Source organism: Methyloligella halotolerans (genome assembly GCF_001708935.1).
GTDB lineage: Bacteria > Pseudomonadota > Alphaproteobacteria > Rhizobiales > Methyloligellaceae > Methyloligella > Methyloligella halotolerans.
In genome coordinates, this window is the sequence record NZ_MASI01000005.1 from 47,202 (window position 1) to 61,045 (window position 13,844).

The following is a 13,844-nucleotide window of genomic DNA, read 5'->3' on the forward strand; positions in this document are numbered from 1 at the left end:
TCAGACGACCAGCCGGTCGAAGGCGCCGTGCACCTCGCGCAACATCTCCCGAAGCCGCAGCTCGACATTCCTGAAATCGCCCATCTCGGCGGCTCGCGCGATCAGCTCCTTCAGAGCCTGCGGAGCCTCGTCGGGCTTAAAATTGTCGTCGACGCAGAGCCGGAGCACCTGGGTGAGGTTGTGATAAAGGCGGCAGGCAGGGATAAGGATCCCCGCATCCTTGTCCGATAGCACGCCCGCCTCCTGGAGCTTCTGCAGGGCGCGCTCCGTGGTCTGATCCAGGACATCCGGATGCTCTGCCGCGCTGACCAGCTGCAGGTACTGGACAATGAATTCCAGATCCACCAGGCCGCCTCGGACCTGCTTGATGTCCCAGATATCTACGGTGCCTTTCTGGGTCTCGATGCGCTCCCGCATCTTGCGCACCTCTTCCGCGACGGCGCCTCGATCCTGCGGCCGCGTCAGCACCTCCTGGATGGCGTCGCCGATCTCCGCAGCAAGCGACTCCGGACCGGCGACGACGCGGGCGCGGGTCAACGCGAGCCGCTCCCAGGTCCAGGCCGAGCCCTGCTGATACTCCTTGAAGCTGGAGAGCTTGGTGGCGACGGGGCCCTGGTGGCCCGACGGCCGGAGCCGCATGTCCACTTCGTAGAGCGCGCCTTCCGCGGTCGGCGCCGAGAGCGCCGCGATCAGCCGCTGGGTGAGCCTGGTGTAGTATTCAGTGCCCGATAGGCTCTTGGCGCCATCCGAGCCGCCCGCATCGCCATCGAAATCGTAGACTATGATGAGATCGAGATCCGACGAGGCGGTCATCTCCCGTCCGCCGAGCTTGCCCATGGCCATCACATTGGCCCGCCCGCTCTCGATGCGGCCGTAGCGCTCGGCGAGTTCGTCCTCCACCCGCTTCAGGAGCGCCTGGATCAGCGCTTCCGCGAGCATCGCGTAGATGCTGCCGGCCTGCGCCGCGCTGATAGTGCCCGAAAGCACCCGCACGCCGATCAGGAAGGTCTGCTCCCGTCCGACGATGCGCGCTCGGTCGAGCATGTCGGCATAATCCGTCGATTGGTCGAGGGCGTTGTCGATCAGCTCCTTGAAGATTGTGCGGGTCGGCATCGCACCGAAGAAGCCGGGATCGAGCACGGCATCGAGCAGCCGCGGCCGCCGGGCGATGATCCGCGCCAGACGCGGCGCCGTGCCGAGGATGTCGGCCATCAGCCGGAGCAGGCTCGGGTTGCGCGAAAAGGCGGAGAAAAGCTGCAGCCCCGCGGGAAGATCGGAAAGCACTTGGTCGAAGGTCGCCAGCGCCCGGTCCGGCTCGGTCGTGCGACCGAGCGTCCGCAGCAGGAGCGGCAGAAATTCCGTCAGCCGCTCCTGGGCCTGGCTGCTCCGCGTGGCGACGTAACGTCCCGAATGCCAGGCGCGCAGTACGGCCACCGCCTCACGCGGATTCTTGAACCCGTAATCCTGCAGGGTCGCCAGCGTCTCCGGATCGTCCTCATCGCCCCGGAACACGAAGGCCGGCTCGTCCCCGCCCGTGGCGGAGCCGGGCATGGTCTCGAACAGCGCCTCGTAGTGGTATTCGACCCGCTTGAAATTCTCCAACAGGGCCGCGGCGAACACCTCAGAATCGTTGAATCCGCAAAGCGCCGCGACGTTGCGGAACGCGGCTTCGTCCTTGGGCAACTCGTGGGTCTGCTGATCATCGATCATCTGCAGCACGTTCTCCACGCGCCGTAGGAAGTAGTAGACCTCGGTGAGGTCGGCGGCGACCTCCGGCCTGATCCACTCCCCGTCGGCCAGATGCTTCAATGTGTCGATCGTGCCCCGGCTCCGCAGATCCGGATTGCGCCCGCCCGCGATCAGCTGATGGGTCTGGACGAAGAATTCGATATCCCGGATACCGCCCCGGCCGAGCTTCACGTTGTGGCCGAGCACGGTCACGGTGCCGTGGCCCTTATGGGCGTGCACCTTCCGCTTCATGGCGCGGATATCGGCGATTGCCGCGTAGTCGAGATAGCGGCGCCAGACGAAGGGCGAGATCTGCCGGAGGAAGTCCGCGCCCGCCTCGAAATCGCCGGCAATGATGCGCGCCTTGATCAGCGCCGCGCGCTCCCAGTTCTGACCCAGGCTCTCGTAGTAATTGAGCGCCGCCTCGGCCGACAGGGCGATCTGGGTCGCGCCGGGATCCGGGCGGAGGCGAAGGTCCGTCCGGAAGACATACCCGTCCTCAGTTCCCTCTTGGAGCAGCTTGACCAGATCCCTGGTGATCTTGACGAAGAATTTCGTCGCTTCCACGCCCTCCGTCAGGCCGGCGCGTGCCTTGTCGTAGAAGACGATGAGGTCGATATCGCTGGAATAGTTGAGCTCGAACGAGCCCAGCTTCCCCATGGCAATCACGAAGTACCCCGCTCCGGGCATCGGCGCGTCGACCTCGCCTTTCTCGATCGCCCGGCGAAACAGGAAGCGCACGGCCTGCTGCACGACCTCGTCGGCCAGCATGCTCAGCTTGCGCAGGACCTCCCTGGTCCGCCACACCCCGCCAAGGTCACAGAGACCGATAAGCAGCGACACGGCCCGCTTGTAGCGGCGCAGGATACGCATCGCCGACTTCATGTCGGGACAGTCATCCATCTGCGACACGAGCCGGGTCGTGTAGTCGCTGAACACGGCGTCCGGATCGAGCGTCAGGATATCGGCGAAGGCTTGGGGATCGCGACGGGCGAGCGAAGCGAGATAAGGCGAGCCGGAGAACACGCCGGCCGCGAGCTTCCGCACCGCCTCGTTCTGCTCCAGGAGAGCTGCCGCCGCGCTCAGCGCGGACTCCGCCTCAAGCGCTTTCTGAAGGGTGTCGAGCTGGTCGGCGGCCCGCGCCTCGTCGATGACAACAGGCGTGCGGGTAATCCGTTCGGCGAAACCGCTCACCGGCCTTCGATGGCGGTCGGGGCGTCCGCGTCCGTTTGCATGGGCAATGTCAGCACGGCCTTGAGGCCTGGTCCGTTTTCGGCAAGCTTGAGATCGCCGCCATGGAGCCGCGCGACGGCGGCCACCAGGCTCAGACCAAGTCCGCTGCCGGGCGCCGACCGGCTTGCTTCCAGCCGCACGAAGCGCTCAAGCACGCGCTCGCGGTCCGCTGCCGGAATTCCCGGCCCGCGATCGCTCACGACGATCTCGGCCATTTCCACACCCCTTCCCCTGGCGGCCTGGGAGCCGCCATTCGTATCTACGCCCGCCCGATAGGCCGCGATGCGGATATCGGGTATCGGTTCCGCGGCGCCGGTCTCCGCCTCGGGCCGGCCATGCTTGATGGCGTTATCGACCAGATTGGCGAGCGCCTGGCCCAGAAGCTGACGGTCGCCCATGATCGGCAGGGGATCGTCCGCCTCCGCCCTTAGCATAAGCCCGCGTTCTTCTGCCACCGGCTCGTACAACTCCGCAACGTCGGCGATCAAGGCCGATGCATCAAGGCTCTCCCATCGTCCCGTCCCGGCGCCAGCCTCCATGCGCGCGATGGAGAGCAACGCATTGAAGGTCTTGATGAGGTTGTCCGCCTCTTCGATGGTCTTTTCCAGCGTCTCCTGACGATCGCTCTCGCCTTGCGGCTCGTGCAGGGCCCGTTCCACCCGGTTCCGCAAGCGGGTCAGCGGCGTCTTCAGATCGTGGGCGATGTTGTCGGACACTTCCCGCAGACCTGCCATGAGCTGTTCGATCCGGGCGAGCATCTGGTTCAAGCTCTCCGAAAGCCGGTCGAGCTCGTCGCCGGAGCGATTGCGCGGGAGCCGGCCCGAAAGGTCGCCGGCCATGATCTTGCGGCTCGTATCGGTGATGGCGTCGATCCGGGACAGCAGATTGCGGCTCACCAGCAGGCCGCCGCCGAGCCCCACCAATGCCATCAGCGCGAGGCCCCAGAGGATGGCAGAACGCGTGACCCGCGAAAGCACGCGGCGATCCTCGATATCGCGGCCCACCAGGAGTCGGGTGCCGCCGGCGAGATGAAACACGTTCGCGAAGGCGAGCCTGCGCTCCGCGCCGCCTTGGGTAGGCCTTTGATAGGTGAACTCGACCGGCCCGGTCTCCTTCAGAAGCTCGGGAGAGATCGAGCCGAGATTGCCCGCGATGCGGTGGCCGTCATTGTCGGCGACATAGTAAAGGCTGTTGCCCGGCGTCTCGCTCCGCTCGGCGATCGTGCGCACGAGCTGACGCAAGCCCCCGGCGCGATACTGTTCGGCCAGACCGCCGAGCTCCGCCTGGATGGTCTCGTCCAGCTGCCGCGACAACAGGATGTTGACGTTCCAGTAGATGTAGCCGATGGCCAGGGAGGCAGCCAGGCCGAACACCGCCAGATAGAGCAGCGAGAGGCGGAAAGCGGTCGTCCGGAAAAGTTTACTGGGCGCTGTCACGGATCGTATAGCCAGCGCCGCGGACGGTATGCAGGAGAGGCTTGTCGAAGCTCTTGTCGATCTTCGACCGAAGACGCGAGATATGGACGTCGATCACATTGGTCTGCGGGTCGAAGTGATAGTCCCAGACATTCTCCAGCAGCATGGTGCGGGTCACCACCTGCCCCGCATGCTTCATGAGATACTCAAGCAGCCGGAATTCGCGCGGCTGAAGCAGGATCTGCTCCCCGGCGCGCGCCACCTTATGGGTGAGACGGTCCAAAGTGAGATCGCCGACCTGGAGCTTGGTGCTCGCCTCGTCGGGCGAGGTGCGCCTTGCCAGCACTTCGATACGCGCGAGCAGCTCGGAGAAAGCGTAGGGCTTGGTGAGATAGTCGTCGCCGCCGGCCCGTAGACCCTTCACCCGTTCGTCTACCCCGTCCAGGGCGCTCAGGATCAGCGCGGGAGTATGGATATCGTCGGTGCGCAGGATGCCGATGACCGTGAGCCCATCACATTTCGGCAGCATCCGGTCGACGATCAGAACATCGTAGGCATTGGCCTTGGCGAGCTCCAGGCCGGTCTGGCCATCCGCTGCGTGCTCGGCCATGTGGCCGGACTCTTTCAGTGCCCGCTGGAGGAAGGTCGCGGTCTCCTGGTCGTCCTCGATCACCAGAACACGCATTTTCGGAATTCTCCCGGTCTGCTCCTGGATGGACGCTAGCTGCGGCGGAGCCTACGCGGCAAATGAAAGGGGGGGCGGCGCGGTTGGGGGGAAGTCCGCGCCGCCCTCCGGCGTCGAGCGTTACGCCTGGTTCTTGAGTGCCAGGGCGACGAAGCTCATGCGATCGCCGGATTTGATCCGGAAGATGACGTTCACCTTCTCTTTGCCCTTGTTCTTGGGCTTGGACATCGTGGCGCGGATGCCGTCGGAGATGTCCTTCGCGGTCTCGACATCCTTGCCGCCGACCTGAAGGATCACGTCGCCCACCGACAGGCCCTTGTCGGCCGCATCGCTGTCGGGCTCGATCTCCGTGATCACGACGCCCTCCTCGCCGGCACCGGGCATGCTGGACGCCGGCGCGACGGAGAGGCCGAGATCCTTCATCTCTTCGCCATTGCTGTCCTCAGCGGGCGACTCGTCGCCCTGAAGCTTCGCCAGCTGCTTGCCGGACGGGAACTTGCCGAGGGTAACGTTGACCTCACGCTCGTCGCCGTAGCGATTGACCGTCAGCTTCACGTCAGTGTCGGGCTCGAGATCGGCGATCTTGCGAGCGAGATCTCGGGAGTCCTCGACCGTCTCGCCGTTGACCGCGGTGATCACGTCGCCGGCCTCGATGCCTTCCTCGGCGGCGGGGCCGTCCTCGGAGACCTTCGAGACGAGCGCGCCCTTGGCCTCGTCGAGACCGACGCCATCGGCCAGATCGTCCGTGACGTTCTGGATGACGACACCGAGCCAGCCGCGATCGACGGAGCCCGAAGTCTTCAGTTGTCCGACGACCTCTTTCACCAGGGCGGCCGGCACGGCAAACGCGATGCCGACATTCCCGCCGGACGGCGAGAAGATCGCGGTATTCATGCCGACAACCTTACCGTCGAGCGTGAAGGACGGACCGCCCGAGTTGCCCCGGTTCACCGCCGCGTCGATCTGCAGATAGTCGTAAGGGCCGGAGCCGATATCGCGGTTATGAGCCGAGATGATGCCGGCCGTCACCGTTCCGCCGAGGCCGAACGGGTTGCCGACCGCCAGCACCCATTCGCCGACCTGCGGGTCCTTGTCGGAGAACTCCACATAGGGCAGCTCCTTGCCGTCGACCTTCAGCAACGCGACATCGGTGCGCGGATCGTTACCGACCAGCTCCGCGTCGTAGGTCGCGCCGTCTTCCATGGTGACGGTGATCTCGTCCGCGTCCTCGACCACGTGGTTGTTGGTCACCAGATACCCGTCAGGCGAAATGAAGAAGCCCGAGCCCTGCGCCTGCACCGGATGGGGCTGATGCGGCATGCCCTTCGGGATCTGACCGAAACGTTTGAAGAACTCGTAGAAGGGGCTGTCCTTCGGGATGTCGGGCATGCCTGGGATATCGAACTCGCCGTCGGCCTCCTCGGTATTCCCCTTCACGTTGATGCTGACCACCGCCGGGCTCACCTTCTTCACCAGATCGGCGAAGTTCGGCGCCATCGTCGTGGCCGGCGGGGATGTCGGAACCGGCTCGGCGGATGCGAATGGCACGCTGTCAGCCATGGCAAAGCCGAGCGCGCCGGCACCGATCAGCGCCACGGCAAACATGGCCGGACGTCTGAAGAACCGGCCCTTGCGCGGGCTTTCCGGCGCATTCGAGCGAGTGTCGTTGGATTGCATGTGAACCTCTTGTCAGATGTCTGTCAGTGAAGCCTGGCGTTGGGAGGAGCGAGACTACTGGCAGCCGATATAGGGGTTCGCGGCTTACGACGCTGTTTCGGGAGGATTAAATTTACGTAAGGTGGGGAGAAGGCGGAGCCGGAACCGGCCGCCTGAGGGAGGGATAAAGGAGCAGGAACAGCGGCGAAAATGCCGTTCCGAAGGTCTGTCTGATGGACGCCCTGAAAGCCGCCTACGCCTGGTCCAACACCTTATTCAACCGGCGCTTTTCGGCGGCCGAAAGCGGCTTGGGCTCCGCCACCGTGGCCCGGCGGCGGAACAGCATCACCACGATGATCAACCCGACGATCAGCAGAATCGGGGTCGCCAGCCAAAGCAGCAAGGTATGCGGCGCCCAGACCGGCGTCAGCAGCACGAACTCGCCGTAGCGCGCCACCACGTAGTCCATGATCTCTTCGTCGGACTTGCCCGCCTTGAGCTGCTCGCGCACCAGCACCCGCAGATCCTTGGCGAGAGGCGCGTTGGAATCGTCGATCGATTGATTCTGGCAGACGAGGCAGCGGAGATTGGCCGAGATGTCCCGGGCCCGCTGCTCGAGCGCCGGATCGCTCAGCACTTCGTCGGGCTGGACGGCAAGGGCCGGTGCGACACCATTCAGGCCGACGAGCAGCGCGACGGCCAGGGAAAGCGCGAAACGACGAAGGTTCGCCCTACTTGGCATCAGCCAGCCTTCCCTGCGCCGCAGCGGCACGCTTGGGCGCGCCGACCCGCAAGCGCCTGTCGAACAGCGATAGTCCGCCGCCCAGGAACATCACGACGGCGCCGATCCAGATCAGCCGCACCAGCGGATTGAAATAGACGCGGACGCTGTAGGCGCCGTTCTCCAGGGGATCGCCGAGCACGGCATAGAGATCGCCACCCCAGGCGTTGTAGATCGCCGCCTCTGTAGTGGCCGACCCCTCGATGGTGAATTGCCGCTTCGTCGGATGAAGCTCGGTGATCTCGCTGTCGCCCCGGAAGACGTGGAAGCTTGCCAGTTGCTCATCGTAATTCGGACCCGCCCGCTCCGAGACACCGTCGAACACCAGGCGATAACCGGCGATCTCGGTGGTCTCGCCCGGCTTCATGGCGGTGATGTCTTCCGTGCGCCAGGCGGTTGTCGCCACGATGCCAATCACGGACAGGCCGACACCCGCATGGGCCAGCGCCGTGCCAAAGCTGGAGCGCGGCAAATGGATGAACCGGCGCCATGTCTCGGCGGCCGAGGCCTGGAACAGCTTGGCGCGATAGGCAAGCTCTGAGGCAGCACCCGCGATGAGCCACACGCCGAGACCGATGCCGAGCGGCGCCAGCCAAGGTCCCCTGCCCTGAATGGCGAAGACGATCACGATCGCCGCAAGCGCGATGACCGCGGCCACCATCAGCCGTTGGGCCACCGCATAGAGATCGCCCCGTTTCCAGGCCAGGAATGGCCCGAGCGGCACGGCAAGCAGGAGCGGCAAGACCAGCGGCACGAAGGTATAGTTGAAGAAGGGCGGACCCACGGAGATCTTCTCGTTGCTCACCGACTCCAGAGCGAGCGGATAGAGCGTGCCGACGAAGACCGCGGCGCAGGCCGTCACCAAGATCAGATTGTTGAAGACGAGCGCCCCTTCCCGGCTGATCGGCGCGAAGATGCCGCCTTGGCGCAACAGCGGCGCCCGCCAGGCGAACAGCGCCAACGCCCCGCCGATGAAGACGGCCATGATGCCGAGGATGAAGACGCCGCGTGCAGGATCGACCGCAAACGCATGGACCGATGTGAGCACGCCGGAGCGCACCAGGAATGTGCCGACGAGGCTCAGCGAGAAGGTGATGATGGCGAGCAGAATGGTCCAGATCTTCAGCGCGTCGCGCTTCTCCATCACCAGCGCCGAATGGAGCAGCGCCGTGCCGGAAAGCCAGGGCATGAAGGAGGCGTTCTCCACCGGATCCCAGAACCAGAACCCGCCCCAGCCGAGCTCGTAATAGGCCCACCAGGAACCGAGCGCGATGCCGATGGTGAGACACATCCAGGCCGCCAGCGTCCAGGGCCGCACCCAGCGCGCCCAGGCCGCATCGATGCGGCCGTCGATCAGCGCGGCGATGGCAAAGGAAAACGCCATGGAGAAGCCGACATAGCCCGCGTAGAGGAACGGCGGGTGGATGGCGAGCGCCGGATCCTGCAGCACGGGATTGAACCCCTGCCCCTCGAACGGCGCAGGGTCGAGCCGCACGAACGGATTCGACGTGGTGATGATGAAGAGCAGGAAGGCCACCCCGATCGCCCCCTGCACGGAAAGCACGTTCGCCTGCAGGCTGCGCGGGAGGTTTCGGCCATAGGTCGCGACACCGGCGCCGAACAGCGCGAGAATAAGCACCCAGAGGACCATTGAGCCCTCGTGGTTCCCCCAGACGCCTGAGATTTTGTAGAGCAGCGGCTTCGCCGAACTCGAATTCTCGTAGACGTTGAGGATGGAGAAATCCGACGTGACGTAAGCGGTCATCAGCGCCACGAAAGCGAGCGCGACCAGAAGGAACTGCGCCTGGGCCGCAGGCACCGCGACAGCCATCAGCTGCGGGTCGTCTCGGCGTGAACCGTAGAGCGGCAGCACCATCTGAATGATGGCGATGCCCAGCGCCAGGATCAGCGCGAAATGGCCGGTTTCGGCAATCATTGGATCAGTTGACCTTGCTGGGTTCGGTCTCTCGGGAAACCTGCTCCGGTCCCTCCCAGAGCCCCTGTTCCTTCAGCTTCGCCGCCACTTCCGGCGGCATGTAATTCTCGTCATGCTTGGCCAGAACCTTGTCGGCCTGAAAGACCCCGTCAGGCCCGAGCATCCCTTCGGCGACCACCCCCTGCCCCTCGCGGAACAGATCCGGCAGCACGCCGGTATACGTGACCGGCAGGTCCTTGGCCTTGTCGGTGATCACGAACTTCACGGTGGTCCCGCGATTGCGTTCCACGCTCCCGTCTTCCACCAGCCCGCCGAGCCGGAAGCGCTGACCGGGCGCCAGCTCCTTCGCCATCACCTCGCTCGGGCTATAGAAGAAGACGATGGAATCGCTGAGCGCGAACAGCACCAATCCGACCGCCACGGCCAGCACGGCCATGCAGCCGCCGATAAGCACGCTTCTGCGCTGCTTGCGGGTCATCGAACGCTAAACCCTTGTCCCAGTTTCTCCATCTCAACGCTCAGGAACTTATACCAAGTTCGCTGGCCAATGAATTAAGTCGCTGTAATGCGGCCGGTTGGTCGCTGAACTGCGCCTTCGCCTTCGCCAGCGCCGTCCGCGCATCATCCTTCCGGTCCAGCACCGCGTAGGAGCGCACCAGCTTCAGCCATCCGTCGAGGTCGTCGCCGTTCTGCTCCAGGCGCTGCGCAAGCCTGCCGACCATCGTCTCGATCATCTGCTTGCGCGCATCTGGGCTCATGTTCTGAGCCGCTTCCACGTCGCCGGCATTGGGACCGCCCGCGCTCTGGCGCACAGGACCTTTGGGCGGCGACGATCCGTCGAGCTTTGCCTCGGCGCTGGCGATCCGCCGCTCCACGAGAGGAGCCCAGCGCTCGTCGTTCTTCACCAAACTCTTCAGCTCGCGCCAGCGGGCCACGGCCCGCTGATAATTGCCGGCCTGCTCGTCGCTATAGGCAAGAAGGATACGCGGCTTCACCAGGGTCGGATCGTCCGCCACGGCACGCTCGAGGATCTCGCGCGCTTGCGGATCGACCGCACCATCATTGGCGAAGACGAGCGCTTCGCCGTACCCGGCCAGCAGATCCGGGCGTGGCCCGAGCAGACGTATGGCTTTCCGGTAGGCCTCGAGCCCCTGATCGAAGCGGCGCACACTGATATAGACCGGAGCGATCACCGCCCAGCCCTGCCCGTCGTTGGGTTTCCGCTTCAGCCCCGCCTCGACCCTCGCGATCAGCTCCGCGACGTTCTGCTCGTCGACCGGCTGCTGCAGGCGCACGAGCAGCGGCTGATCGGGAAGCTGCGGCGATCCGTAGGTGAGATAGAATCCGAGAACGATCAGAGGCAGAGCGACGGCGACGGCGACGGCCATCCAGACCGGCGAGCCGCTTCGCGCGGCGGCGACGTTCTGGTCTGCGTCCATCGTGGCAAGCAGCCGCCGCTCGATCTCAAGCCGCGCAGCCTTCGCTTCTGCCTCTCCGATAAGCCCGCGGTCGCGGTCGCTGTCGATCTCTTTGAGCTGATCGCGATACACCTGCGCATTGGCGGCGTCGCGGCCGGGCTCTTCACCCCCGCCGCCGAACAGCGGGCGCAACAGGGCGAGCAGCACCGCCGCCGTCAAGCACAGGAAAATGATCCACAACATGAGAGGCTTAGACCTCAGCTCGAAATTTGAGGCCTAGCCATAGGGAAAGCGGCCGAGGGAGGCAAGCGCCGCCGAGCCGCAGGGCAGACGGCGGCGCATGTCGTGGATCGAAGCAGGTCGTCTAGCCGACCGTCCGCCAGGTCCCGTCGGGTTGGCGGCAAGCGGTGCCGCGGGAAACCTCGGGACGGCCGTCGATATAGATCGTGTGAGTGAACGGCCGGCAGCGGCTCCCGCCGCGATCATAGTAATCGCCAACGGCCACCTGACCCCGATATTGCGAATTGGGATTGTCCCAAGCCACGGGGCGCCCCGGCTGACCGTATTCCAGCGCACGATACTGCGCGGCTTCAGCCATCTGACGGTCGCGCGCATCCATGTTGGCGCCGATCGTATTGCCGATGATACCGCCGGCGACGGCACCCACCGCCGTCGCAGCGACCCGTCCGCCGCCTTTACCGAACTGATTGCCGATCAGACCGCCCGCGGCGGCACCGATCAGTGTGCCGGTATCCTGCTTGCTCGCGCATGCGCCGAGCGTCAACGGCATCGTCAAAACCAAAATGAGCGCCAGAATCCGCATGGATCGCCCCCTTCCCAACCTTTTGCAGCCCCTCAGGAACACGCTGTCCTAGAGCGCCAAATTATCGTTAACCAGCTGGATTCCTTTAAGATCAGAAATTTGTCGGAAATAAGCAGGCGGGCCCCGGTTAGGCTGCGGGAAGCGTGAGTTTTGCGCGTAATCCACCGTTTGGAGAGGGCTCCAGCGCGAACTCGCCCTTATAGAGATGGGCAAGATCCGCAACGATCGAAAGACCGAGCCCCGAGCCCGGCTTCGTCTCGTCCAGCCGCTGCCCGCGCTGCACCGCGCGATCCCGCTCCGTTGCATCGAGGCCGGGTCCGTCATCATCGACCGTCACCACGAGATGTTCGCCGGAGGCATCTTTGGCGACGGTGACCTGGACGAGATCGCGGCCCCACTTGCAGGCGTTATCCATCAAATTGCCGGTCATCTCCTCAAGGTCTTGGCGCTCACCCTGAAACAGCATGCCATCCGGGCACTCCAGAACGATTTCCATGCCCTTCTCGCTGTAGATCCGGCTCAGCGCACGTTTCAACCCTTCCAGAACCTCCGGAACGTCGGTGACGCTGCCCAGCGCCGTGGTCCGCGCCACCATGCGCGCCCGGTCCAGGTGATGGGTGATCTGCGTGCGCATGATCTCGGTCTGCTCCAGCACCTTCTTCGCCAGCGCCGTCCGCTTGCCGCGCGCCTCGTTGCCGATCACGCTCAGCGGCGTCTTCAGCGCATGGGCCAGATTGCCGACATGGGTTCGGGCGCGCTCGACGATTTCGCGGTTGGATTCGATCAGCGCATTGAGTTCCTTCTGAAGCGGCTGAATCTCCACCGGCACGTCGCCCTCAAGACGCTCCGCCTTGCCCGATCGGATCGCGGCGAGATCCTCTCGCACCGCGCGAAGCGGCATCAGCCCGAACCGCACTTGGAAGAGCGTCGCCACCACGAGCCCGAATCCGAGCAGCGCAAGAGCTGCGATCAGCATGGTGGTAAAATCGGCGAGATCCTTCTCGATCTCCGCCGCGTCTCCCGCCACCGCATAGGAATACGGACGATGGTTCGGACCCTCCAGACGGATCTGGCGTTCGAGCACCCGCAGCCGCTGACCTTCCGGCCCTTTCATGTAGGCCCGATAGATCAGGTTCTCGTCGGGCTCCGCACCGAGCACGCTCGGAAGCCACAGACGCTGGTCGAGAAGGGAGTCGGAGACGAAGAGAGGCGGGGTCCCCTTCTTGAACAGCTTGATCTGCCAGTACCAGCCGGAGAAGGGAATCGTGAAGAGAGGCTCGCCGAGATTGGCGGGCGCGGTAGGCGTCGTGCCGCCTTCAGCCGTGCTCGAGGCGACGAGCCCGGTGAGATATGCGTTGAGGCGGGCATCGAAATTTCGCTCCACCGAGTGGCGGTAGAGCGAAATCAGAAGAATCGCGGCCGCCGGCACGACCACCAGCGTCCAGATCGCGGCCGAAACGAACAATCGATAGGCGAGAGATTTACGCCTCATCGGCCCTGTCCGACAGGCGATAGCCCAGCCCGCGAACCGTCTTGATCAGATTGCCGGGCAGCTTCTTGCGCAGGCGCCCTATGAACACCTCGACCGTGTTCGAATCCCTGTCGAAATCCTGCTCGTAGAGATGCTCGATGAGTTCTGTCCGCGACACCACCCGGTCCCTGTGGAGCATCAGATAGGCGAACACTCTATATTCATGGCTGGTGAGCTTGATCGGCTGGCCGTCGGCCGTCACCCGCGAGCTCTTGGTATCGAGCCGGACCGGACCGCATTCGATCTCGTTGCTGGCATGTCCCGCCGAGCGCCGCAGCAAGGCGCGGATTCGCGCCAGCACTTCTTCCATGTGGAATGGCTTCGCCACGTAGTCGTCGGCGCCGGCATCCATCCCCGCCACCTTGTCGCTCCACCGCTCCCGCGCGGTCAGGATCAGCACAGGCATGTTGCGGGCATCCCGCCGCCACTGCTCCAGCACGCTCAGCCCGTCCATCTTCGGAAGGCCGATATCGAGCACCACCGCGTCATACGGTTCCGTGTCGCCGAGGAAATGTCCCTCCTCCCCGTCGAACGCGTGATCGACGGCATAGCCGGCATCGCTCAAGGCGGTGACCAGCTGGCGGTTCAGATCGGGATCGTCTTCGACAACGAGCAGCCGCAACCTTTCCTCCCTTGCT

11 protein-coding genes are annotated in these 13,844 nt (G+C 64.7%); all 11 read right to left on the reverse strand.

All coding sequences use genetic code 11. From position 1 onward, the window contains the following. Positions 1 to 2,922 (reverse strand): bifunctional [glutamine synthetase] adenylyltransferase/[glutamine synthetase]-adenylyl-L-tyrosine phosphorylase, encoded by a 2,922-nt coding sequence (locus A7A08_RS10055; protein ID WP_141693936.1) that lies wholly within the window; start codon positions 2,920 to 2,922, stop codon positions 1 to 3. Continuing rightward, positions 2,919 to 4,397, reverse strand: a complete 1,479-nt coding sequence (locus A7A08_RS10060) for a sensor histidine kinase (RefSeq protein ID WP_069095366.1) — start codon at positions 4,395 to 4,397, stop codon at positions 2,919 to 2,921. Before A7A08_RS10060 ends, A7A08_RS10055 begins: the two co-directional genes overlap by 4 nt. Next, a complete protein-coding gene (locus tag A7A08_RS10065) occupies positions 4,381 to 5,061 on the reverse strand; it encodes a response regulator transcription factor (RefSeq protein ID WP_069095367.1) in 681 nt (226 codons plus the stop codon). The genes A7A08_RS10060 and A7A08_RS10065 overlap by 17 nt, the downstream gene beginning before the upstream one ends. A 120-nt stretch (positions 5,062 to 5,181) precedes the next feature. Further along, a complete protein-coding gene (locus A7A08_RS10070) occupies positions 5,182 to 6,738 on the reverse strand; it encodes a Do family serine endopeptidase (RefSeq protein WP_069095368.1) in 1,557 nt (518 codons plus the stop codon). 232 nt (positions 6,739 to 6,970) lie between these two features. Next, positions 6,971 to 7,459, reverse strand: a complete 489-nt coding sequence (locus A7A08_RS10075; RefSeq protein WP_069095369.1) for a cytochrome c-type biogenesis protein — start codon at positions 7,457 to 7,459, stop codon at positions 6,971 to 6,973. Next, positions 7,449 to 9,434: a heme lyase CcmF/NrfE family subunit gene (locus A7A08_RS10080; RefSeq protein WP_069095370.1), complete on the reverse strand. Its 1,986-nt coding sequence runs from the start codon at positions 9,432 to 9,434 to the stop codon at positions 7,449 to 7,451. The genes A7A08_RS10075 and A7A08_RS10080 overlap by 11 nt, the downstream gene beginning before the upstream one ends. 4 nt (positions 9,435 to 9,438) lie before the next feature. Beyond that, entirely contained in the window at positions 9,439 to 9,912 is a 474-nt protein-coding gene (gene ccmE, locus A7A08_RS10085) for a cytochrome c maturation protein CcmE (RefSeq protein ID WP_069095371.1), read from the reverse strand. 40 nt (positions 9,913 to 9,952) lie between these two features. Then, on the reverse strand, positions 9,953 to 11,095 hold the full coding sequence (gene ccmI / locus A7A08_RS10090) for a c-type cytochrome biogenesis protein CcmI (protein WP_069095372.1): 1,143 nt from the start codon (positions 11,093 to 11,095) through the stop codon (positions 9,953 to 9,955). Between the two features lie 121 nt (positions 11,096 to 11,216). Further along, complete coding sequence (locus A7A08_RS10095) at positions 11,217 to 11,675, reverse strand: glycine zipper 2TM domain-containing protein (protein WP_069095373.1); 459 nt, start codon at positions 11,673 to 11,675, stop codon at positions 11,217 to 11,219. A 127-nt stretch (positions 11,676 to 11,802) separates the two neighbouring features. Continuing rightward, positions 11,803 to 13,167, reverse strand: coding sequence for an ATP-binding protein (locus tag A7A08_RS10100; RefSeq protein ID WP_069095374.1), 1,365 nt, complete (start codon positions 13,165 to 13,167; stop codon positions 11,803 to 11,805). Further along, a complete protein-coding gene (locus A7A08_RS10105; RefSeq protein ID WP_069095375.1) occupies positions 13,157 to 13,828 on the reverse strand; it encodes a response regulator transcription factor in 672 nt (223 codons plus the stop codon). Before A7A08_RS10105 ends, A7A08_RS10100 begins: the two co-directional genes overlap by 11 nt. Between the last annotated feature and the right edge of the window lie 16 nt (positions 13,829 to 13,844).

Bases quoted from the DNA above. Each gene is read 5' to 3' on its own strand.
- A7A08_RS10065 (WP_069095367.1), bottom strand. From the start codon at position 5,061: ATGCGTGTTCTGGTGATCGAGGACGACCAGGAGACCGCGACCTTCCTC.
- A7A08_RS10070 (WP_069095368.1), bottom strand. From the start codon at position 6,738: ATGCAATCCAACGACACTCGCTCGAATGCGCCGGAAAGCCCGCGCAAG.
- A7A08_RS10075 (WP_069095369.1), bottom strand. From the start codon at position 7,459: ATGCCAAGTAGGGCGAACCTTCGTCGTTTCGCGCTTTCCCTGGCCGTC.
- A7A08_RS10080 (WP_069095370.1), bottom strand. From the start codon at position 9,434: ATGATTGCCGAAACCGGCCATTTCGCGCTGATCCTGGCGCTGGGCATC.
- ccmE (WP_069095371.1), bottom strand. From the start codon at position 9,912: ATGACCCGCAAGCAGCGCAGAAGCGTGCTTATCGGCGGCTGCATGGCC.
- ccmI (WP_069095372.1), bottom strand. From the start codon at position 11,095: ATGTTGTGGATCATTTTCCTGTGCTTGACGGCGGCGGTGCTGCTCGCC.
- A7A08_RS10095 (WP_069095373.1), bottom strand. From the start codon at position 11,675: ATGCGGATTCTGGCGCTCATTTTGGTTTTGACGATGCCGTTGACGCTC.
- A7A08_RS10100 (WP_069095374.1), bottom strand. From the start codon at position 13,167: ATGAGGCGTAAATCTCTCGCCTATCGATTGTTCGTTTCGGCCGCGATC.